The sequence below is a fragment of the Paracoccus solventivorans genome, assembly GCF_900142875.1.
Classification (GTDB): Bacteria; Pseudomonadota; Alphaproteobacteria; order Rhodobacterales; family Rhodobacteraceae; genus Paracoccus; species Paracoccus solventivorans.
The window spans coordinates 49655-68366 of record NZ_FRCK01000002.1; the positions used below are offsets into that span (position 1 = coordinate 49655).

An 18712-nucleotide genomic window follows, 5' to 3' on the forward strand; every position below is an offset into this window, starting at 1 on the left:
GGCACGTTAAGCAGGGCGAAATCACAGGAAGAAACCACCCGAGGCAGTGATGACCCTTTCCATCCCCCGGCCCACCACTCGCCGGCTTGGCGCGCTGGCGCTGGTCGCAGCGTTGTCCGCCTGTGGCGGCGGCAAGCCCGACGCCATGTATTTCGCCGAGCCGCGGGCGCCGCAGACCGCGCTGCATCCCAACGAGACCCCCGAGCTGCGGGCGCTGATCCAGAAATATTCCCGGCTTTACGGCGTCCCCGAGGCACTGGTGCACCGGGTGGTGATCCGCGAAAGCCGCCATCGCCCCGGGGCCCGCAACGGCCCCTATTACGGGCTGATGCAGATCCTGCCCGCGACCGCCCGCGGCATGGGCTATCGCGGAGAGCCCGCCGGGCTGCTGGATGCCGAGACCAACCTGAAATACGGCGTCAAATACCTGCGCGGCGCCTATATGGTCGCCGACGGCAACCACGACGCGGCGGTCAAATGGTATGCGCGCGGCTATTACTACGAGGCCAAGCGCAAGGGGCTGCTGGAAGCCACCGGACTGCGCTGAGCCGGGTGCTGCGCGCCGCGCTTGTCTATCGCGCAGCGCCGCCTTAGGTCGGGGACATGACCCAGAATCTGACCCACACCACCTGCACCGTCGCCACCGAACACGGCAGCCGATATCTGCAACAGCTCTGCAAGCACTGGGCCCACAAGTTCGAGGTCGAGTTCGATCCGAACCAGGGCCGGATCGCGATGCCCGACGACCGGGTGATCACCCTGACCGCCGGACCGCAGGCGCTGACCATCGCGCTGATCGCCCCGGCCGAATCGGCCGCGGCCACGCAGCGGGTCATCGACGCCCATATCGAGCGCTTCGCCTTTCGCGAGCAGCTGAGCTTCGACTGGCAGGGCTGAGCCCCGCCCGGCGCGCGAGCGGCCTGGTTACAGGAACTGCTCGCGCATCATCCGTTCCTCCATCCCGTGGCCGTGGTCGAACAGCAGCCGGTGCGCGATGCGCGGCTCGCTGCGGATCTCGACCCACAGCACCCGGTCGACCTGCTTGGAATCGGCGTCCGCCATCACCGGGCGCTTGGCCGCGTCCAGCACATCCAGCCGGATCACCGAATCATGGCGCAGGATGGCGCCCCGCCAGCGCCGCGGCCGGAACGAGGCGATCGGCGTCAGCGCCAGCACGTCCGAGCCCATCGGCAGGATCGGCCCGCCCGCGGAATAGTTGTAGGCGGTGGAGCCGGCGGGCGTCGCCACCATCAGCCCGTCGCAGACCAGCTCTTCCATCCGCACGCGCCCGTCGACGGTGACGCGGACGCTGGCCGCCTGCGGGCCGGTGCGCAGCATGCTGACCTCGTTGATCGCCAGCGCCCGGGATTCGGTGCCGTCCGGGGCGCCCGCCACCATCGACAGCGGGTTGATCACGGTTTCCTCGGCCGCGGCGATGCGCTCGTGCAGACCGTCCTCGGAATAATCGTTCATCAGAAAGCCGACGGTGCCGCGGTTCATCCCGTAGACCGGCTTGCCCAGATTCTGGCGCAGCGTGGACAGCAGGAACCCGTCCCCCCCCAGCGCCACCACCACATCGGCCCGCGTCGCCGGCACCTGACCATAGCGCTGCATCAGCCGCCCCAGCGCAGTCAGGGCGGTATCGGTGTCGCTGGCACAGAAATGGATCGCAGTCATGGCGCGCATCCATGCACCTGACGGCGGGCTTGGCAAGGGCAGCCGGGCTGTTTGCGGCCGCGCAACCCGAGGTGGACGCAGGTTTTCCGCCGCCCCCGCTGGCCACCTCCGCGCAAAGCCGCTAACAGGCGGTCGAACCCCGGCCCGGAGGACAACATGACCGACAGCGCGTTTTTCACCGCCCCCCTTTCGCAGCGCGACCCCGAGATCTTTGACGCCATCGGCAAGGAGCTGGGCCGCCAGCGCGACGAGATCGAGCTGATCGCATCCGAGAACATCGTCAGCCGCGCCGTGCTCGAGGCGCAGGGCTCGGTGCTGACCAACAAATATGCCGAGGGCTACCCGGGCAAGCGCTATTACGGCGGCTGCCAGTTCGTCGATATCGTCGAGGATCTGGCGATCGAGCGCGCCAAGCAGCTGTTCGGCTGCAATTTCGCCAACGTGCAGCCGAACTCGGGGTCGCAGATGAACCAGGCGGTGTTCCTGGCGCTGCTGCAGCCCGGCGACACCTTCATGGGGCTGGACCTGAACTCGGGCGGGCACCTGACCCATGGCTCGCCGGTGAACATGTCGGGCAAGTGGTTCAACGTGCTCAGCTATGGCGTGCGGCCCCAGGACCAGCTGCTGGACATGGAAGAGATCCGCGCCAGGGCGCTGGAGCACAAGCCCAAGCTGATCGTGGCCGGCGGCACCGCCTATTCCCGCGTCTGGGACTGGGCCGCCTTCCGCGCCATCGCCGACGAGATTGGCGCGTATCTGATGGTGGACATGGCCCATATCGCCGGGCTGGTCGCGGGCGGGCAGCATCCCTCGCCCCTGCCCCATGCGCATGTGGTGACCACCACGACGCATAAATCCCTGCGCGGGCCGCGCGGCGGCATGGTGCTGACCAACGACCCGGAGATCGCGAAAAAGATCAACTCGGCGGTGTTCCCCGGGCTGCAGGGCGGGCCGCTGATGCATGTGATCGCCGCCAAGGCGGTGGCGCTGCGCGAGGCGCTGGAGCCCTCGTTCAAGGACTACGCCGCGCAGGTGGTGGCGAATGCCCGCGCCATGGCGGATGAGCTGATGAAGGGCGGCATCGACATCGTGTCGGGCGGTACCGACAACCACCTGATGCTGGCCGACCTGCGCCCCAAGGGGGTGACCGGCAAGGCGACCGAGGCCGCGCTGGGGCGCGCTCATATCACCTGCAACAAGAACGGCGTTCCCTTCGACCCGGAAAAGCCGTTCGTTACCAGCGGCATCCGCCTGGGCACCCCCGCCGGCACCACCCGCGGCTTCGGCGAGGCCGAGTTCCGCCAGATCGCCCGCTGGATCGTCGAGGTGGTCGACGGGCTGGCCGCCGAGGGCGAGAACGGCAATGCCGAGGTCGAGGCCCGCGTGGCCGCCGAGGTCAAGGCGCTGTGCGCGAAGTTTCCGCTTTACGCGGGGATGTGAGCGCACGGCGACGCCGCAGGACCGGGGCGCTGCCCCGGGCCGCCGCCGCGGCCTTCCTCGCTGAAAACAGTCCACTGGACTGTTTTCAGGCGCTCGGAAGCCCGGGGATATTTTCACAAGGAAGAAAGAGGCGCCCTTGCCGGGGCGCCTTTTGTCGTCAGGCCAGACCGCGGCGGACCATGATCCAGACGGCGACCGCACCCACCAGCAGCAGCCCCATCATCACCGCCGCCGCCACATTCAGCGCCCCCGCCTGCCAGCGGGCCGAGGCGCCCAGCGGCCGCAGATAGCGCAGCAGCTCGGCATGGGCGCGGGCGGCGGCGGTGCTGTCCATCTGCCGCGCGACTTTGGGGCTGGCGGCCTGCGCCTGCGCCCTGAGCAGCACCTGCGCCGCCCGCCGCTGCCGGCGCGGCAGCGCACCGCCACGGCGGCGGATCATGGTGGCAAGGTCGGGCTGGCTGCCCCGCCGCGCGCCGCCCAGCCGTTGCGCCATCAGGGCGGCGACCTCGTCAGCCATCGCCCGCACGTCGTCCTGCGCCATCGGTCCCCTGCTTTCCGCGATTCTTGACGGCAGGATATGCCCCTTGTCGCGGCTTCGCCAGAACGGCTAGAGCAGGGGCATGGAACTGTCGCTGACCATCACCGGCGCTGCCGGCCCGCTGCCACCCGTCTTGCTGGCCCACGGATTGTTCGGGCAGGCCCGCAACCTGGGGGTGATCGCCCGCGCCTTGGCCGAGACGCGGCAGGTGATCGCCGTCGACATGCGCAACCACGGCGATTCGCCCTGGGACCCAAGGCATGATTACGAGGCGATGGCCGCGGATCTGGCCGGGGTGATCGCCTCCCATGGCGGGCGGGCCGATGTGGTCGGGCACTCCATGGGCGGCAAGGCCGCGATGTGGCTGGCGCTGACCCGGCCCGAGCTTGTGCGGCGGCTGGTGGCGCTGGACATCGCCCCGGTCGCCTATGAGCACAGCCAGACCGGCATTATCGACGCGCTCGAGGCGACCGACCTGACCGGCATCAGCAGCCGCAGTGCCGCCGACCGGGCGCTGGCCGCGCAGCTGGACGACCCCGGGGTGCGGGCGTTCCTGCTGCAATCGCTGGACCTGAAGGCGCAGCCGCCGCGGTGGAAGATGAACCTGGCAGCGCTACGCACGCAGATGGGGCAGCTGACCGGCTGGCCCGCAGGCGGCACCAAGTTCACCGGCCCGGCGCTGTTCCTGCATGGCGGCAACAGCCCCTATGTCGAGGCCGAAGGGAAGGCCGCGATCCGCACGCTGTTCCCGCAGGCCGAGATCGCCTGTCTCCCCGGTGCCGGTCACTGGCTGCACGCGGAAAAGCCGGCCGAGGTGCCCGGCCGAGTGGCCGCGTTCCTGAACGGCTGAGGGGCGTTATTCCGGGCCGTCCAGCGGATCCATGTCCTGGATCCGGCCCGCCGCATACCAGCTGACCGGCAGCGAGATCGCCGCCCCGATGGCCGCCGACAGCGCGATCGGCTGCCAGTGATAATACCCCATGACCAGCGCCACGATCACGCCGACACCGGCAAGCGTGGCCATCGAGACCGACAGAAGCAGCAGGAACAGACGCGGCATTCGCGACCCTTTCAGCAGATTTCCGCCCTATTCTGAATAACTTCGCCGCTGGCGCCTTGATCCAGATCAGACCGCGCAATTGGCGCAGAACGGGGTGTCGGGCAGCAGTTCCAGCCGCTTGGGCGGGATCGGATTGCCGCAGCGCACGCAATCGCCGTATTCCCCCGCCTCGATCCGCGCCAGCGCCGCGTCGATCCGGCGCAGCTCGGCCTGATCGGAAAGCCCCAGCGCCGACAGCACCTCATCCCCCTGCCGCTCGGTCGCGGCATCGTCCCAGTCCTGCGGCATGGGATCGTCGAGCTGATCCTCGATCGACAGCAGCGAGGCCAGCAGCTCATCACGGCGGGCAGTCAGGATCTTGCGGGCAGTCTCGGGGGTCATGGCTCTCTCCGGTCGTTCGGGAGAGAGTGGGGCGAGACAACGGCTTGCGTCAAGTGGCCCGCAAGGGGCCGAAGGTCGCGGGCAGGTGCGGGGGTTTGCGCGCAGCTGCCCCGCAGCCGGGTCAGGAATCCATCTTCAACGCCGAGATGAACGCGCTCTGCGGGATCTCCACCTTGCCGAACTGGCGCATCTTCTTCTTCCCGGCCTTCTGCTTTTCCAGCAGTTTTTTCTTCCGCGTCGCGTCGCCGCCGTAGCACTTCGCGGTCACGTCCTTGCGCAGGGCGGCGAGGGTTTCGCGGGCGATCACGCGGCCCCCGATGGCCGCCTGGATCGGAATCTTGAACATGTGGCGGGGGATCAGGTCCTTCAGCTTTTCGACCATGGCGCGGCCGCGGGCCTCGGCGCGGTCGCGGTGGACCATGATCGACAGCGCGTCCACCGGCTCGTCGTTGACCAGGATCGACATCTTGACCAGGTGATCCTCGCGGTATTCGCTGATCTGGTAATCGAAGCTGGCATAGCCCTTGGTGACCGATTTCAGCCGGTCGTAGAAGTCGAACACCACCTCGGCCAGCGGCAGGTCATAGATCACCATGGCGCGGTTGCCGGCATAGGTCAGGTCCAGCTGGATGCCGCGGCGGTCCTGGCACAGTTTCAGCACGTCGCCCAGATATTCGTCGGGCACCATGATCGTGGCCTTGATGCGCGGTTCCTCGATATGGTCGACCAGGGTCAGGTCGGGCATGTCGGCGGGGTTGTGCAGGTCGCGCATCTCGCCGTCGCGCATGAACAGGTGGAACACCACGCTGGGGGCGGTGGTGATCAGGTCCAGGTCGTATTCGCGTTCCAGCCGGTCGCGGATCACCTCGAGGTGCAGCAGCCCCAGGAACCCGCAGCGGAAGCCGAAGCCGAGCGCGGCCGAGGTCTCCATCTCATAGCTGAAGCTGGCGTCGTTCAGCGCCAGCTTCTCGATGGCGTCGCGCAGCGCCTCGAAGTCGTTGGCGTCGACCGGGAACAGGCCGCAGAACACCACCGGCTGCGCGGGCTTGAAGCCGGGCAGCGGCACGTCGGTCGGCTTGCGCTCATGGGTGATGGTGTCGCCGACGCGGGTGTCGCGGACCTGCTTGATCGAGGCGGTGAACACCCCGATCTCGCCCGGGCCCAGCTCGGCGATGTCCTTCATCGCCGGGGTCAGCACCGCCAGCTTGTCCAGCCGGTAGCTGGCGCCGGTCTGCATCATGCGCACCTGGTCGCCCTTGCGGATCACCCCGTCCATGACCCGGATCATCACCACGACGCCCAGATATGGGTCGTACCAGCTGTCGACCAGCATCGCCTTCAACGCCGCATCACGGTCGCCCTTGGGGGCGGGCAGGCGGGTGACGATGGCTTCCAGAACGTCGGGGATGCCAAGGCCGGTCTTGGCGGAAATCTCCACCGCGTCCTGGGCGTCGATGCCGATCACATCCTCGATCTGTTCCTTGACCCGCGCGGGTTCCGCCGCGGGCAGGTCGATCTTGTTCAGCACCGGGACGATCTCGTGCCCCGCATCGATGGCCTGATAGACGTTGGCCAGCGTCTGCGCCTCGACCCCCTGCGTCGCATCCACCACCAGCAGGCTGCCCTCGACCGCACGCATGGACCGGCTGACCTCATAGGCGAAGTCGACGTGGCCGGGGGTGTCGATCAGGTTCAGCACATAGGTCTGGCCGTCCCTGGCCGGATAGCTGATCCGCACCGTGTTGGCCTTGATGGTGATGCCGCGCTCGCGCTCGATATCCATGCTGTCGAGCATCTGCTCTTTCATGTCGCGCTCGGCGACGGTGCCGGTCAGCTGGATCAGCCGGTCGGCCAGCGTGGATTTGCCGTGGTCGATATGGGCCACGATCGAGAAGTTGCGGATGAGATCAAGCTGGGTCATGCGCCGCTATTACAGCGCCCCGCGCGTTGCGGAAAGGGGGCTTAGCGGCGCCCCGCCAGCCGCAGTTCGCGCCACATGGCGAAAGCGCCGGAACCCACGATCAGCGCGGCCCCGGCCAGCGTCAACGCGTCGGGGCGTTCGCCGAACACCACCACCGCCACCACCAGCGCAAAGACCAGCCGCGTATAGCGCAGGGGCGCGACCAGCGAGGCCTCGCCCACCCGGGTCGCCACGATCATCATCGCATAGCCCGCGACGCCGACGGTGATGCAGGCGGCAAAGCCTGCGGCCTCGGCCGGGGTGGGCAGGCGCAGCGCCTCGCCCCGCAGCAGGGCCAGCGCCAGCCCGCCGGGGATCAGCGTGGCAAAGGCGCTGGCCGACAGCTGGTGCGACAGGATATGGCGCGGCATCCGCCGCGTGGCCAGGTCGCGCAGCGCCAGCCCCGCCACCCCGATCAGCGCCAGCACCGAACGCGGCTCGAACCCGCCGGTGCCGGGGCGGATGATCATCAGCACCCCCGCGAACCCGACCAGGATCGCGGTCCAGCGCCGCCAGCCCACGCGTTCGCCCAGAAACAGCGCGCCGCCCAGCACCAGCGCCAGCGGCAGCGCCTGCAGGATCGCCGAGGCCGAGGACAGGTCGGTCAGTGCCAGCGCCATGACGAAACCCATCGAGCCCACGACCTCGCCCAGGTTGCGCAGCAGCACCGGCCGCGCCAGCAGGTCGCGGGTCCACAGCCGCCCGCCCTGCCGGGCCAGCAGCACCCAGAACACCACCATCCCCAGCACGCCGATGGTCGCCAGCACCTGCCCCGCCGGCAGGCTGGCCGACAGGGTCTTGATCAGCGCATCCTCAAACGCGAAGGCCGCCATCGAGCCGGTCATCAGCACCACCGCCCGGCGATTGCCCGCCGCGGGGTCGGGCAGCGGCGCCGGCGCGGGCCCGATCGAGGACGGCAGCGCCGGCGCCACCGGAACGGCACCGGGCACCGGCGCGGCAGGGCGCTGGAGGCGGGGATCCCCGGTCACGGCAGCGGCTTTCGGGGCGGGATCTGGATGGCGGATATGGCGGTCATGCCCCAGCCAGTGCTAGACTGCCGCTGTTCCGTCAAGCACCAAAGGCACCGCCATGAAGTTCCACGTTCCAGACATGAGCTGCGGCCATTGCCGCGCCGCCATCGAACAGGCGATCGCCGCCGCCGGGGGAACCGCCGCGGTCGATCTGGACAGCCGCACGGTGACCGTCTCGGGGCTCGACGTCGCCCGCGCCACCGCGGTGCTGGCCGAGGCCGGCTACAGCGCCACCCCCGCGAGCTGACTGGCGCGCGATTCGCGCCCACGCGTCCCGGGCCACCGGACCGCCGCGCCCCGCAAGGGCCGCATCTGGTGGCCGCCGCCTGCGACACCACTGCCCATGGAACGGGCGCGGGTTTTGTTGCCCCGCACCCGCGGCGGTGGTATTTTCCGGCACAGCCGCCACCGGCGGACACCAAGACAAACGACTGCCGCAAGCGCAGCACCCCGAGGACAGGAGATTCCCATGATGAAACCCGTCGTGGCCGTGGCCGCCATCCTGCTGACCACCCCCTTTGCCGTGGCCGGTCCCATCGACAACGCCTGCATCCGTTCCGACCGCGGCGCGCGCAGCCCCGGGCTGTGCGGCTGCATCCAGCAGGTCGCCAACATGACGCTGTCGCGCGCCGACCAGCGCCGGGCGGCCGGGTTCTTCAAGGACGCCCAGCAGGCGCAGGACGTGCGCATGTCCAAGACCGCCGCCGACAACCAGTTCTGGGCGCGCTACAAGACCTTCGCCAGCACCGCCGAGGCCTATTGCGGGCGATGAGCCGCCGCCCCCGCATCGTGGTGCTGACCGGCGCGGGGCTGTCCGCCGAAAGCGGGCTGGCCACGTTTCGCGATGGCGGGGGCCTGTGGGAACAGCACCGGGTCGAGGATGTGGCGACGCCGCAGGCGTTCCGCCACGACCCGGCACTGGTGCTGCGCTTCTACGACCAGCGCCGCGCCGGAGCGGCCGCCGCCCGCCCCAATGCCGCGCATCAGGCGCTGGCGCGGCTGAGCCGGGCCGAGGGCGTCACCCTGATCACCCAGAATGTCGACACGCTGCTGGAACATGCAGGCGCGCGCGACGTGATCCACATGCACGGGCGGCTGGACCAGGCGCTCTGCCCCGCCTGCGCCCGGCGCTGGCCGGCGCCCCGGACCATGGCGGTGGGCCTGCCCTGCCCCGACTGCGCCACCCCCGGCGCGCGCCCCGACATCGTCTGGTTCGGAGAGATGCCCTATCACATGGACCGCATCGAACAGGCGCTCGACCGCGCCGACATCTTCGCGGCGATCGGAACCTCGGGCAATGTCTACCCGGCCGCGGGCTTCGTCGACGTGGCCCGCGACAACGGCGCGGAAACGGTCGAGCTCAACCTCGCCGCCACCGCCCCCGGCCGCTTCGACCGCGTGATCCAAGGCCCGGCCACCAGCACCGTCCCCGCCTGGGTCGCGGCGCTGCTGGACTGAGGCGCGCGCCGTCCCGGCCCCCTTTTTCTTCTGTCCGGAAATATTCCGCGGGCTTTCGAGCGCCCGGAAAACAGTCCAGTGGACTGTTTTCAGCGAGGAAGGCCACGGCAGTGGCCCGGGGCAGAGCCCCGGTCCCATGCTTGCACTCACGAAAACCGCCGCAGCCTCAGCGCATTGGTCACCACGAACACCGAGGACAGCGCCATCGCCGCCGCCCCCAGCATCGGCGACAGCCGCGGCCCGCCGAAGGGCACCAGCACCCCCATCGCCACCGGGATCAGCGCCACGTTATAGGCGAAGGCCCAGAACAGGTTCTGCCTGATGTTGCGCATCACCGCCCGGCTCAGCCGGATGGCGCGGGGGACCGAGGCCGGATCGCCCGAGGACAGCACCACCTCGGCCGCCTCGATCGCCACGTCGGTGCCCGAGCCGATGGCGATGCCGGTCTCGGCGGCGGCCAGCGCCGGGGCGTCGTTGATGCCGTCGCCGACGAAGACGCTGCCCTCGCCCATGGCGCGGATCGCGTCCAGCTTGCCCTCGGGCAGGACGCCGCCGGTGACGTGGTCCATGCCCAGCCGGGCGCCGACCGCATCCGCCGCCGCCTGCACGTCGCCGGAAATCAGCCGCGTCTGGATGCCGAGCCCGTGCAGCCCGGCAATCGCCGCGGCCGAGGTCTCGCGCAGCGGGTCGGCCATGGCCATCACCGCCACATGGGCACCGTCCAGCGCCACATGCACCGGGGTCGCGGGCTCGGCCGACAGCGCCTCGGCGCGGGCGATCAGCGCGGGCTCGGGAGAGATCCCGGCCTCGGACAGGGCGCGGGCATTGCCGATCAGCACCGCGCGGCCCTCGACCGTCGCCGCCAGCCCGCGCCCGGCCGAGGCCGACACGCCGCTGGCCGCGGCAGGCGCAATTCCGCGCGCCCGCGCCGCCTCGATCACCGCCGCGGCCAGCGGATGTTCGGACTGCGCCTCGGCGCCGGCGGCCAGTCGCAGGACCTCATCCTCGGCAACCCCGCCCGCGACCTCCAGCGCGACCAGTGCCGGGCGGCCCATGGTCAGCGTGCCGGTCTTGTCGAACCCGACCACCCGCGCGTCGGCCAGCCGCTGCAACGCATCGCCGCGGCGGAACAGGATCCCCAGCTCGGCCCCGCGCCCGGTGCCGACCATGATCGAGACCGGCACCGCCAGCCCCATCGCACAGGGGCAGGCGATGATCAGCACCGAGATGGCGGACACCAGCGCCACCGCCAGCCCCGCCCCCAGCGCCAGCCAGACCGCAAAGCTCAGCATCGCCAGCGCGATCACCACCGGCACGAACACCCGCGTCACCCGGTCGACCAGCCCCTGCACCGGCAGCTTGGCGGCCTGCGCGTCCTCGACCATGCGCACGATCCGCGCCAGCGCGGTGTCGGCGCCCGTGGCGGTCACCCGGTAGACCAGCGCCGAGGCTCCGTTCACCGTCCCCCCGGTCACCGGATCTCCGGGGGCCTTGGCGACGGGCAGCGGCTCGCCGGTCAGCATGGATTCGTCGATGGCGCCCTCGCCCTCGACCAGCTCGCCATCGACGGCGACACGGCCGCCGGGCAGCAGCTGCACCAGATCGCCGGGGACCAGCTCGGCCACCGCGACCTCGACCGGCTCGCCCGCGCGGATGACGCGGGCGGTGGCGGGGGCGAGCTCGACCAGCCGCCGGATCGCCTGCCCCGCCCGGCCCCGCGCCCGCGCCTCGAGCCAGCGGCCCAGCAGGATCAGGGTGACGATGACGGCCGCGGCCTCGTAATACACATGCACGCCGCCCTCGGGCAGCACGCCGGGCGCGAATGTGGCGACTGTGGAGTAAAGGAACGCCGCCCCCGCCCCCATCGCCACCAGGCTGTTCATTTCCGGCGCGCCGCGCAGCAGCGCCGGAATGCCGATGGTAAAGAAGATCCGCCCCGGCCCGGCCAGCACCGCCAGGGTCAGCAGGAACTGCAGGATCCACAGCGGCTGCGTGCCGACCACCGACATCAGCCAGTGGTGGAACGGCGGGTAGGCGTGGCCGCCCATCTCGGCGATGAACACCGGCAGGGTCAGCGCCGCAGACAGGATCATCCGGCGGCGCATCGCGCCGGCCTCATCCTCGGGCGGCGGGGCGTCGGGGGCGTCCTCGGGCGCGCTGGCCTTGTAGCCCGCGCGTGTCACCGTGCCCGCCAGCGCCTGCGGGGAAATCCCCGGCGCATGGGTGACGGTGACCGAGCGGGTGGCGAGGTTGGCGACAGCTTCGGCGACGCCGGGCAGGGCCAGCAGCGCGCGCTCGACCCGCCCGGTGCACGAGGCGCAGGTCATGCCCTCGACCGACAGCCGGGTGCTGTCCAGCGCGGCGGGGTAGCCGGCGCGGCCCACGGCCTCGATCGCGGGGGCAAGGGCGGCCGTGTCGTCAAGCTCCAGCCGGGCGCGGCGGGTGGCCAGGTTGACGCTGGCCGCGGCGACGCCGGGCACGGCGGCAAGCGCGCGTTCCGCCCGGCCAACGCAGGAGGCGCAGCTCAGGCCCTCGAGCTGCAGTTCGATCTGTCTGGGGTGTTGCATGGGATGCCTCTTCGATTCGCATGGATGTCAGGATCGAAGAAGCGGGCCGGCGGGCCCTGCGGACGGCCCGGCGGCTCGGCCGCAGCCTCGGCCGGGCGCCGCGGCGGCATCCGGTCCCGGGGCTGCGCGACGCGCGGGGGCTGCGCGGTGACCCGGCGCCCGCGCTGGTGACAGCGGCAGCCGCGCCCGCCCTGCCCACGGCACAGATGCGCCGGGCGCACCGCGGCGCGGCGCGGCGCGCGGGCGACGGTCGGGATCGATTTGCGGGGCTGGCAGCACATGGGCAGGGTTCCTTACGCCGTCCCGATATGGGCGCGAAACCGCGCCGCTGCAACCGTCACGCCGCTTTGAGTTGAAACCGCCGCCGCCGCAGGTTAGCGCTGGGGCCCGAAACCAAGTCTGAAACCACACCCGAAATCAACGGGGGACAGGACACCGATGACCGGCCGCATGAACCGCCGCCAGATGATGATGCTGTCGCTGCCGCTCATGGCCGCGCCCTCGGCGCTGCTGGCGCAGGCGGCACGGCCCACGGCCGCCGCCGCGCCTGCCGCTGCTGCCGCGACCCCGGCCGCACCGCGCAGCCGCGCCCCTTATGACCCCGCCCCGACCGAGGTCGCGATCCGCGACGGGTTCGAGGTCGGCTCGATCATCGTGGTGTCGAACCAGTATTATCTTTACCATGTGATCGCCCCGGGCCGGGCGGTGCGCTACGGCGTCGCCGTCGGCACTGCCGAGCTGGTGTGGAAAGGCCGCGCCGTGGTCGGGCGCAAGGTGGAATGGCCCAGCTGGACCCCCACCCCCGCGATGATCGAGCGCAAGCCCGAGCAATATGCCAAATACGCCAACGGGATGCCGGGCGGGCCGCAAAACCCGCTGGGCGCACGGGCGCTGTATCTGCACACCGTGTCCGGGCAGGACACCTCGATCCGCATCCACGGCACCACCGAGCCGGGGTCGATCGGGCGGGCGGTGTCGAACGGCTGCATCCGCATGCGCAACGAGGCGGTGATGGACCTGTTCGACAAGGTGCCGCTGGGCACCCCGGTCTACGTCTACTGAGCTTGCAGCCGGCCGAGTTCCAGCTGACCTCTCTGACCGGGCTGGCAGGCGCCGGGTTCGATGCGATCATCGACGCGCGCTCGCCGTCCGAGTTCGCCGAGGACCACCTGCCCGGCGCGATCAACCTGCCGGTGCTGGACGACGCGCAGCGGGCCGAGGTCGGCACCATCTACAAGCAGGTCTCGCCCTTTCAGGCCCGCAAGATCGGCGGCGCGCTGGCCGCGGCCAATGTCGCGCGCCATGTGGCGGGGCCGCTGGCTGGGCATGGCGGCGGCTGGCGGCCGCTGGTCTATTGCTGGCGCGGCGGGCAGCGTTCCGGCGCGTTCGCCACGATCCTGGCACAGATCGGCTGGCGCACCGCGCGGCTGTCGGGCGGCTGGAAAAGCTGGCGCGCGCTGGTGCTGGATCAGGTGGAACGCCGCGGCCCGCCCGCGCCGGTGGTGGTGCTGGACGGCAATACCGGCGCCGCCAAGACCGAGATCCTGCACCGTCTGGCCGCGCGCGGGGTGCAGGTGGTCGACCTCGAGGGGCTGGCCAACCACCGCGGCAGCCTGTTCGGCGCCCGCCCCGGCGGCCAGCCGGCGCAGAAGCTGTTCGAGACGCGGCTGGCGCTGGCGCTGGCCGGGCTCGATCCCGCGCGGCCGGTGGTGGTCGAGGCCGAAAGCTCTCGCATCGGCGGGCTGGCGCTGCCCCGGGCGATGTGGCGCGCGATCTGCGAGGCACCGCGGCTGCGGCTGTCGGTGCCGGTGGCGGCCCGTGCCGCCTATACCGCCCGCGCCTATGCCGATGCGGTCTTGGAACCCGGCCGGGTCGAGGCCACCGTCGCCCGGCTTGCCCCCCTGCACCCGGCCGAGCGGATCGAGGACTGGCGCACCCTCGCGCAGCGCGGCGAATGGGCGGCGCTCGCCGAGGGGCTGATGCGCCACCATTACGACCCGCGCTATGAAAAGCACCGCGCCCGCCACGACGCGCTTGAGCGCGCGGTGATCGAGGTCGCGCGGCTGGACGCGGCCGGGCTGGACGATGCCGCCGCCCGGGTCGAGGCCGCGGTGGCCGGGCTGCATCCGCAGGGTCTGTAAAGGGAACGGCCGCGCGATCTGCGCGGCCGCAACCGGGGGTTTTCCACCCCCGGGACCCCCGTAGGGTATTTTTACCAGAAAGAAGCCCTCTGGTTCAGTGCGCGGCGCCATGGCCGCTGTGATCGTCATTTCCGCCGGCGGGGGCGAAGTCGTTGTCCACCCGCAGCGCCACCGGCACCGTGCCGCAGGCGCCGAAGTCCAGCGTCAGCTCGAACTCATCGCCCTGCGCCATCGGGGCCTTGGTGGCCATGAACATGACGTGATCGCCGCCCCGCTCCAGCGCGTGGGTAGTGCCGGCGGGGATGGTGATGCTGTCGACCTGCACCATCGACATCACGCCGTTTTCCTCGACATGGGTGTGCAGCTCGGCGCGGTCGGTGACCTGCGGGGCGCTGGCCGCGCCCAGCACGCAATCGGCGCTGCCGTTGTTGGTGATCGACATGAAGGCGGCGCCGACCGAGGGGTTGGTCGAGCGGGCATAGGCGTCGGTCACGGTGATGTCCTGCGCCAGCACGGCCGCGGGCAGGATGGCCGCCAGCGCGGCCGCGATGAAGGAAGTGCGGTTCATGGAAATCTCTCGTTCCTGATGTGACAGTATCGTCGTTCTCAACCCAGCAGCGGCGGCGGCGGGCCGCGGGCCTGGGGGGTGGGACGATCCGCCGTGGCGGGAACAGGGGCGGCGGCCAGCAGGGTGGCCTGCGGCGGCCCGGCCGGGCGCCGGGGCAGCACCGGCGGCAGGTCCAGCGCAGCGATCAGCGCCGTCGCCATGTCGGGGCAGTAATGGGCGTGGCCCTGGGGGCCCGGCTCGCCCGGCAGGGCGGCGCGGGTGACGACCACCACGGCGCTGCCGGTGCACAGCACCACCTCGGTCCCATGGCGCAGCTGCCCGCGCGCCATCCCCAGCGCAATGCTGGTCAGCAGCATCAGCAGGACGAGGGACAGGCGCAGCATCGGGATCATCGCCGGCAGTCTACGCGGTGAGAGGCCGGGGACCAAGGGGGGTATCCGGCAGGGACGCCGGCGGGACAGGGGGACCGCCGGGTGCGCAACGCGCAAAGCCCCGCCGTTCGGGCAGGGCTTGCAGCAGGCATGCACAGGACGGGGCGAATCGCAGCAGACCCGGTGGGCCATGGCGCCGCGACCCGCCCGCGGGCGGTCAGGCCTTGGCCAGGTCGCGCTTGATCTTCAGCGCGCGGGGCGACAGCTCGTCGTCCTTGGCCTTGGCCAGGAACGCATCCAGCCCGCCGCGGTGGTCGACCGAGCGCAGCGCCGCGGCCGAGATGCGCAGCGAATAGGACTGCCCCAGCTTGTCCGACATCAGCGTGACGTCGTTCAAGTTCGGCAGGAACCGGCGGCGGTTCTTGTTGTTGGCATGGCTAATGGTGTTGCCGGACATCGGCCCCTTGCCGGTCAGTTCGCAGACGCGCGACATGATCTTGATCCTTCGTTGCAGCGACCGGCCCCGCTGCGGCCGGTGCCGGAAATTGAAAGGGCGCTTGCCAAGGCAGCGCCCGGAAATCCGTTGTGCGTGGATAGGGTCGCCCGCGCCCTGCGTCAACCCCGAATCGCCGCGCCCCCTGCGGCGGCCCGCAGGCTTGGCAAGGGCGCCCCGGACCAATACCACACCGGCAACCGCCAGCCAGAGGGACCGACGATGCCCGAGACTCTTGCCGCCGCCCGTGATCCTGCCGCCGATCTCGCCGCGGAGCTTGCCGCCCGCGTGGCGGCGGGGGAACGCCGCGCGCTGGCCCGCGCGATCACCCTGATCGAAAGCACCCGCGCCGATCACCGCGAACAGGCGGTGGCGCTGCTGGCCGCCCTGCCCCGGCGGCAGGCGCTACGGATCGGGCTGTCGGGTACGCCGGGGGTGGGCAAGTCCACCTTCATCGAGGCGTTCGGGTTGATGCTGACCGGGCTGGGGCTGAGGGTGGCGGTGCTGGCGGTCGATCCGTCCTCGGCGCGCTCGGGCGGCTCGATCCTGGGCGACAAGACGCGGATGGAGCAGCTGTCGCGCGACCCGAACGCCTATATCCGCCCCTCGCCCTCGCGCGCGGAACTGGGCGGCGTCGCCCGGCGCACCCGCGAGACCGTGCGGCTGTGCGAGGCCGCGGGCTTTGACGTGGTGCTGATCGAGACGGTGGGCGTCGGACAGTCGGAAACGCTGGTGGCGGAAATGAGCGACCTGTTCGTTCTGCTGCTGGCTCCCGCGGGCGGCGACGAATTGCAGGGCGTCAAGCGCGGGATCATGGAAATGGCCGACCTGATCCTGGTCAACAAGGCGGATGGAGAGCTCAAGGCCACCGCCAACCGCACCGTCTCGGATTACGCGGGCGCGCTGCGGCTGCTGCGCAAGCGCCCGCAGGACCCCGAAGGCTTTCCCAAGGCGCTGCCGGTCTCCGCCGTCGAGGGCGACGGGCTGTCGCGCGCCTGGGAGGAAATGCAGGCGCTGGCCCGATGGCGGCGCGAGACCAGCCATTTCGACCGCCACCGCGCCGAACAGGCGCAAAGCTGGTTCCTGTCCGAAGTCCGCGCCGGGCTGCTCGCCCGGCTGGAGCGCGAACCCGCCGCATCGAAGCTGGCCACGCTCGGCGCGCAAGTGGCCACCGGCCAGGCCGACCCGGTGGCCGCCGCCGCGGACATGCTCGACTTCCTCGGCTGACCTCGGCCCGGTCTTTGGTGCCCAAATATCCGGGGGCGCGGGGGCTGGCCCCCGCCCTGACAGCCCGGAAATAAACGCCCGATCCGCGGCTGCGCGCCCGCGCGAATCGGATATGGTGAGGCTATGGACACGCTGCCCCTCACCCCCGATTCCGCCGCGCTTTACCAGGCGCTGATCCGCCGCGACCCAGCCTATGAGGGCCGCGCCTGGGTCGGCGTCGCCACCACCGGCATCTTCTGCCGCCTGACCTGCCCGGCGCGCAAACCCCGCCCGGAAAACTGCCGCTGGTTCGCCAGCCCCGCCGAGGCGCTGGCCGCGGGATTTCGCCCCTGCCGGCGCTGCCACCCGCTGGGCGCCGAGGCCGAGGGCGATGCGGTGCTGCGCCGGATGCTCGACGCGCTCGAGGCCGATCCCGCGCGGCGCTGGACCGAGGCCGACGTGGCCGCGCTGGGGCTGGACCCCTCGACGGTACGGCGCGCCTTCAAGCGCCATTACGGGATGAGCTTTCTGGAACTCGCCCGACAGATGCGGCTGCGCGAGGGGGCGCGGGCGCTGGCCGAGGGCGCGACGGTGATCGCGGCGCAGCTGGACGCGGGGTTCGACAGCGCCAGCGGCTTTCGCGACGCCTTCGCGCGGCTGTTCGGCCATCCGCCGGCGGCGATGGCGGGGGGTACGCAGGGGCTGGTCGCGGAATGGCTCGACACGCCGCTGGGCGGGATGATCGCGGTGGCGGACGACCGCAGCCTGCATCTGCTCGAGTTCACCGACCGCAAGGGGCTGGCGGCCGAGCTGCAACGGCTCTCCAAGGCGGCCGGCGGCCGGATCGGGCTGGGCCGCACCAGCGTCACCGACGCGGCCGAGGCGCAGTTGCAACGCTATTTCGCCGGCGAAAGCGGCGATTTCGAGCTGCAACTGACCCTGCACGGCACCCAATTCCTGCGCGAGGTCTGGGAAGAGCTGCGCCGCATCCCTCCCGGCGCCACCGTCAGCTATGGCGAGCTTGCCGCCCGCATCGGGCGGCCCAGCGCGGTGCGGGCGGTGGCGCGGGCGGTCGGCTCGAACCAGATCGCCATCGTGGTGCCCTGTCACCGGGTGATCGGGGCGGACGGCAGCCTGACCGGCTATGCCGGCGGGCTGTGGCGCAAGCAGGCGCTGATCGCGATCGAGCGGAAGCTGGCGGCGGGCTGAGGCCGGGCGGGCAGGCCGGGGGTTTTCCACCCCCGGGCCACTGCCGTGGCCGCCCTCGCTGAAAACAGTCCACCGAATTGTTTTCCGCGCGGCGGGACCGGGGGTTTTCCACCCCCCGGGCCCCCGAAGGATATTTTCACAAGGAAGAACTCGAGTACTTGCACCTTGCGGGCCGCTGGTCGAGACCGTGGGGGTTCTGGAAGGAGCCTTGCATGATCCGCCGGCGCGCGTTGCTGTCCTGGTTTGCACTTGCTGCCGCCGCTCCGGCAGTGGCGGCGCCGCTGCGGGGACCGGCGGCGGTGCCGCGCGGACTGGCGCTGCTGCTGGTGGAATCGCCGGGCTGTCCGTTCTGCGCGGCGTTCCGGCGCGAGGTTCTGCCGGGGTATGCGGCGCGGGCCGAGGGGCGGGCGGCGCCTGTCGTGCCGGTGCCGCTGGAAGGGCCGTGGCCCGACGGGCTGGTGCTGGCGGGCGCGCCTTATGCGACGCCGACCTTCATCCTGCTGCGCGACCGGGTCGAGGTCGGGCGCTTTCAGGGCTATGAATCGCCCTCATGGTTCTGGCGCGAACTGGGGGCGCTTCTGGCCGCCGCGGGCTGAGTGCCGCGGGGCTTTT

General features: G+C 71.1%; 22 protein-coding genes. 12 read left to right on the top strand and 10 right to left on the bottom strand.

The window, feature by feature from the left end:
• The first annotated feature begins 49 nt into the window (after positions 1-49).
• Positions 50-547, top strand: coding sequence for a lytic transglycosylase domain-containing protein (locus BUB57_RS03505; protein ID WP_073062273.1), 498 nt, complete (start codon positions 50-52; stop codon positions 545-547).
• A gap of 56 nt (positions 548-603) precedes the next feature.
• The gene (locus BUB57_RS03510) at positions 604-897 is read left to right on the top strand and encodes a DUF2218 domain-containing protein (protein ID WP_073062276.1); all 294 of its coding nucleotides are present in this window, start codon (positions 604-606) and stop codon (positions 895-897) included.
• Positions 898-924: 27 nt separating this feature from the next.
• Here the strand turns inward: BUB57_RS03510 and BUB57_RS03515 are convergent, their stop codons facing one another.
• Complete coding sequence (locus tag BUB57_RS03515) at positions 925-1677, bottom strand: NAD kinase (RefSeq protein WP_073063561.1); 753 nt, start codon at positions 1675-1677, stop codon at positions 925-927.
• Between the two features lie 156 nt (positions 1678-1833).
• Between BUB57_RS03515 and glyA the strand changes: the two genes are divergently transcribed.
• Positions 1834-3117: a serine hydroxymethyltransferase gene (gene glyA / locus BUB57_RS03520; protein WP_073062280.1), complete on the top strand. Its 1284-nt coding sequence runs from the start codon at positions 1834-1836 to the stop codon at positions 3115-3117.
• A gap of 157 nt (positions 3118-3274) precedes the next feature.
• Here glyA and BUB57_RS03525 read toward each other — a convergent pair whose 3' ends face one another.
• Positions 3275-3658 (bottom strand): hypothetical protein, encoded by a 384-nt coding sequence (locus tag BUB57_RS03525; protein WP_073062283.1) that lies wholly within the window; start codon positions 3656-3658, stop codon positions 3275-3277.
• 79 nt (positions 3659-3737) lie between these two features.
• On the opposite strand from BUB57_RS03525, the gene BUB57_RS03530 reads away from it, so the two are divergent.
• Positions 3738-4505 (top strand): alpha/beta fold hydrolase, encoded by a 768-nt coding sequence (locus BUB57_RS03530; RefSeq protein ID WP_073062286.1) that lies wholly within the window; start codon positions 3738-3740, stop codon positions 4503-4505.
• A gap of 6 nt (positions 4506-4511) precedes the next feature.
• Here the strand turns inward: BUB57_RS03530 and BUB57_RS03535 are convergent, their stop codons facing one another.
• From BUB57_RS03535 to BUB57_RS03550, 4 genes are all read right to left on the bottom strand, one after another.
• The gene (locus BUB57_RS03535) at positions 4512-4715 is read right to left on the bottom strand and encodes a hypothetical protein (protein ID WP_073062288.1); all 204 of its coding nucleotides are present in this window, start codon (positions 4713-4715) and stop codon (positions 4512-4514) included.
• A gap of 66 nt (positions 4716-4781) precedes the next feature.
• A complete protein-coding gene (locus BUB57_RS03540; protein ID WP_073062291.1) occupies positions 4782-5096 on the bottom strand; it encodes a TraR/DksA family transcriptional regulator in 315 nt (104 codons plus the stop codon).
• A gap of 121 nt (positions 5097-5217) precedes the next feature.
• Complete coding sequence (lepA, locus tag BUB57_RS03545) at positions 5218-7017, bottom strand: translation elongation factor 4 (protein WP_073062294.1); 1800 nt, start codon at positions 7015-7017, stop codon at positions 5218-5220.
• 41 nt (positions 7018-7058) lie between these two features.
• Complete coding sequence (locus tag BUB57_RS03550) at positions 7059-8045, bottom strand: DMT family transporter (RefSeq protein ID WP_234951975.1); 987 nt, start codon at positions 8043-8045, stop codon at positions 7059-7061.
• A 100-nt stretch (positions 8046-8145) separates the two neighbouring features.
• Between BUB57_RS03550 and BUB57_RS03555 the strand changes: the two genes are divergently transcribed.
• The 3 genes from BUB57_RS03555 (at position 8146) to BUB57_RS03565 (ending at position 9545) form a co-directional block, all read left to right on the top strand.
• Complete coding sequence (locus BUB57_RS03555) at positions 8146-8334, top strand: heavy-metal-associated domain-containing protein (RefSeq protein WP_073062297.1); 189 nt, start codon at positions 8146-8148, stop codon at positions 8332-8334.
• Positions 8335-8556: 222 nt separating this feature from the next.
• On the top strand, positions 8557-8859 hold the full coding sequence (locus BUB57_RS03560; protein ID WP_073062300.1) for a hypothetical protein: 303 nt from the start codon (positions 8557-8559) through the stop codon (positions 8857-8859).
• Complete coding sequence (locus BUB57_RS03565; protein WP_073062304.1) at positions 8856-9545, top strand: NAD-dependent deacylase; 690 nt, start codon at positions 8856-8858, stop codon at positions 9543-9545. Before BUB57_RS03560 ends, BUB57_RS03565 begins: the two co-directional genes overlap by 4 nt.
• A gap of 146 nt (positions 9546-9691) precedes the next feature.
• Here BUB57_RS03565 and BUB57_RS03570 read toward each other — a convergent pair whose 3' ends face one another.
• On the bottom strand, positions 9692-12112 hold the full coding sequence (locus BUB57_RS03570; protein WP_073062307.1) for a heavy metal translocating P-type ATPase: 2421 nt from the start codon (positions 12110-12112) through the stop codon (positions 9692-9694).
• Positions 12113-12562: 450 nt separating this feature from the next.
• Here BUB57_RS03570 and BUB57_RS03575 point away from each other — a divergent pair, with 450 nt between their 5' ends.
• Positions 12563-13174: a L,D-transpeptidase gene (locus tag BUB57_RS03575; protein WP_073063568.1), complete on the top strand. Its 612-nt coding sequence runs from the start codon at positions 12563-12565 to the stop codon at positions 13172-13174.
• Positions 13175-13176: 2 nt separating this feature from the next.
• Positions 13177-14253 (top strand): tRNA 2-selenouridine(34) synthase MnmH, encoded by a 1077-nt coding sequence (mnmH, locus tag BUB57_RS03580; protein ID WP_073062310.1) that lies wholly within the window; start codon positions 13177-13179, stop codon positions 14251-14253.
• Between the two features lie 94 nt (positions 14254-14347).
• Here mnmH and BUB57_RS03585 read toward each other — a convergent pair whose 3' ends face one another.
• The 3 genes from BUB57_RS03585 to rpmB all read right to left on the bottom strand — a co-directional run bounded on the left by BUB57_RS03585 (position 14348) and on the right by rpmB (position 15685).
• Complete coding sequence (locus BUB57_RS03585) at positions 14348-14821, bottom strand: copper chaperone PCu(A)C (RefSeq protein ID WP_073062314.1); 474 nt, start codon at positions 14819-14821, stop codon at positions 14348-14350.
• A gap of 38 nt (positions 14822-14859) precedes the next feature.
• Positions 14860-15204 carry a hypothetical protein gene (locus BUB57_RS03590; protein ID WP_143159608.1) on the bottom strand — a complete coding sequence of 115 codons (345 nt, stop codon included), beginning with the start codon at positions 15202-15204 and terminating at the stop codon, positions 14860-14862.
• A 205-nt stretch (positions 15205-15409) separates the two neighbouring features.
• Positions 15410-15685, bottom strand: coding sequence for a 50S ribosomal protein L28 (gene rpmB, locus BUB57_RS03595; protein ID WP_073063571.1), 276 nt, complete (start codon positions 15683-15685; stop codon positions 15410-15412).
• Between the two features lie 222 nt (positions 15686-15907).
• Here rpmB and meaB point away from each other — a divergent pair, with 222 nt between their 5' ends.
• The 3 genes from meaB (at position 15908) to BUB57_RS03610 (ending at position 18696) form a co-directional block, all read left to right on the top strand.
• A complete protein-coding gene (meaB, locus tag BUB57_RS03600) occupies positions 15908-16912 on the top strand; it encodes a methylmalonyl Co-A mutase-associated GTPase MeaB (protein WP_073062321.1) in 1005 nt (334 codons plus the stop codon).
• A gap of 123 nt (positions 16913-17035) precedes the next feature.
• Positions 17036-18100 carry a bifunctional transcriptional activator/DNA repair enzyme AdaA gene (locus tag BUB57_RS03605; protein ID WP_073062324.1) on the top strand — a complete coding sequence of 355 codons (1065 nt, stop codon included), beginning with the start codon at positions 17036-17038 and terminating at the stop codon, positions 18098-18100.
• A gap of 212 nt (positions 18101-18312) precedes the next feature.
• Positions 18313-18696, top strand: coding sequence for a thioredoxin domain-containing protein (locus BUB57_RS03610; RefSeq protein ID WP_073062328.1), 384 nt, complete (start codon positions 18313-18315; stop codon positions 18694-18696).
• The last annotated feature ends 16 nt before the right edge of the window (positions 18697-18712 follow it).

What these genes read in the sequence shown, in the direction of transcription:
- BUB57_RS03505 (WP_073062273.1), top strand. Translation starts at nt 50, where the DNA reads ATGACCCTTTCCATCCCCCGGCCCACCACTCGCCGGCTTGGCGCGCTG.
- BUB57_RS03510 (WP_073062276.1), top strand. Translation starts at nt 604, where the DNA reads ATGACCCAGAATCTGACCCACACCACCTGCACCGTCGCCACCGAACAC.
- BUB57_RS03515 (WP_073063561.1), bottom strand. Translation starts at nt 1,677, where the DNA reads ATGACTGCGATCCATTTCTGTGCCAGCGACACCGATACCGCCCTGACT.
- glyA (WP_073062280.1), top strand. Translation starts at nt 1,834, where the DNA reads ATGACCGACAGCGCGTTTTTCACCGCCCCCCTTTCGCAGCGCGACCCC.
- BUB57_RS03525 (WP_073062283.1), bottom strand. Translation starts at nt 3,658, where the DNA reads ATGGCGCAGGACGACGTGCGGGCGATGGCTGACGAGGTCGCCGCCCTG.
- BUB57_RS03530 (WP_073062286.1), top strand. Translation starts at nt 3,738, where the DNA reads ATGGAACTGTCGCTGACCATCACCGGCGCTGCCGGCCCGCTGCCACCC.
- BUB57_RS03535 (WP_073062288.1), bottom strand. Translation starts at nt 4,715, where the DNA reads ATGCCGCGTCTGTTCCTGCTGCTTCTGTCGGTCTCGATGGCCACGCTT.
- BUB57_RS03540 (WP_073062291.1), bottom strand. Translation starts at nt 5,096, where the DNA reads ATGACCCCCGAGACTGCCCGCAAGATCCTGACTGCCCGCCGTGATGAG.
- lepA (WP_073062294.1), bottom strand. Translation starts at nt 7,017, where the DNA reads ATGACCCAGCTTGATCTCATCCGCAACTTCTCGATCGTGGCCCATATC.
- BUB57_RS03555 (WP_073062297.1), top strand. Translation starts at nt 8,146, where the DNA reads ATGAAGTTCCACGTTCCAGACATGAGCTGCGGCCATTGCCGCGCCGCC.
- BUB57_RS03560 (WP_073062300.1), top strand. Translation starts at nt 8,557, where the DNA reads ATGATGAAACCCGTCGTGGCCGTGGCCGCCATCCTGCTGACCACCCCC.
- BUB57_RS03565 (WP_073062304.1), top strand. Translation starts at nt 8,856, where the DNA reads ATGAGCCGCCGCCCCCGCATCGTGGTGCTGACCGGCGCGGGGCTGTCC.
- BUB57_RS03570 (WP_073062307.1), bottom strand. Translation starts at nt 12,112, where the DNA reads ATGCAACACCCCAGACAGATCGAACTGCAGCTCGAGGGCCTGAGCTGC.
- BUB57_RS03575 (WP_073063568.1), top strand. Translation starts at nt 12,563, where the DNA reads ATGAACCGCCGCCAGATGATGATGCTGTCGCTGCCGCTCATGGCCGCG.
- BUB57_RS03585 (WP_073062314.1), bottom strand. Translation starts at nt 14,821, where the DNA reads ATGAACCGCACTTCCTTCATCGCGGCCGCGCTGGCGGCCATCCTGCCC.
- BUB57_RS03590 (WP_143159608.1), bottom strand. Translation starts at nt 15,204, where the DNA reads ATGCTGCGCCTGTCCCTCGTCCTGCTGATGCTGCTGACCAGCATTGCG.
- rpmB (WP_073063571.1), bottom strand. Translation starts at nt 15,685, where the DNA reads ATGTCGCGCGTCTGCGAACTGACCGGCAAGGGGCCGATGTCCGGCAAC.
- meaB (WP_073062321.1), top strand. Translation starts at nt 15,908, where the DNA reads ATGCCCGAGACTCTTGCCGCCGCCCGTGATCCTGCCGCCGATCTCGCC.
- BUB57_RS03605 (WP_073062324.1), top strand. Translation starts at nt 17,036, where the DNA reads ATGGACACGCTGCCCCTCACCCCCGATTCCGCCGCGCTTTACCAGGCG.
- BUB57_RS03610 (WP_073062328.1), top strand. Translation starts at nt 18,313, where the DNA reads ATGATCCGCCGGCGCGCGTTGCTGTCCTGGTTTGCACTTGCTGCCGCC.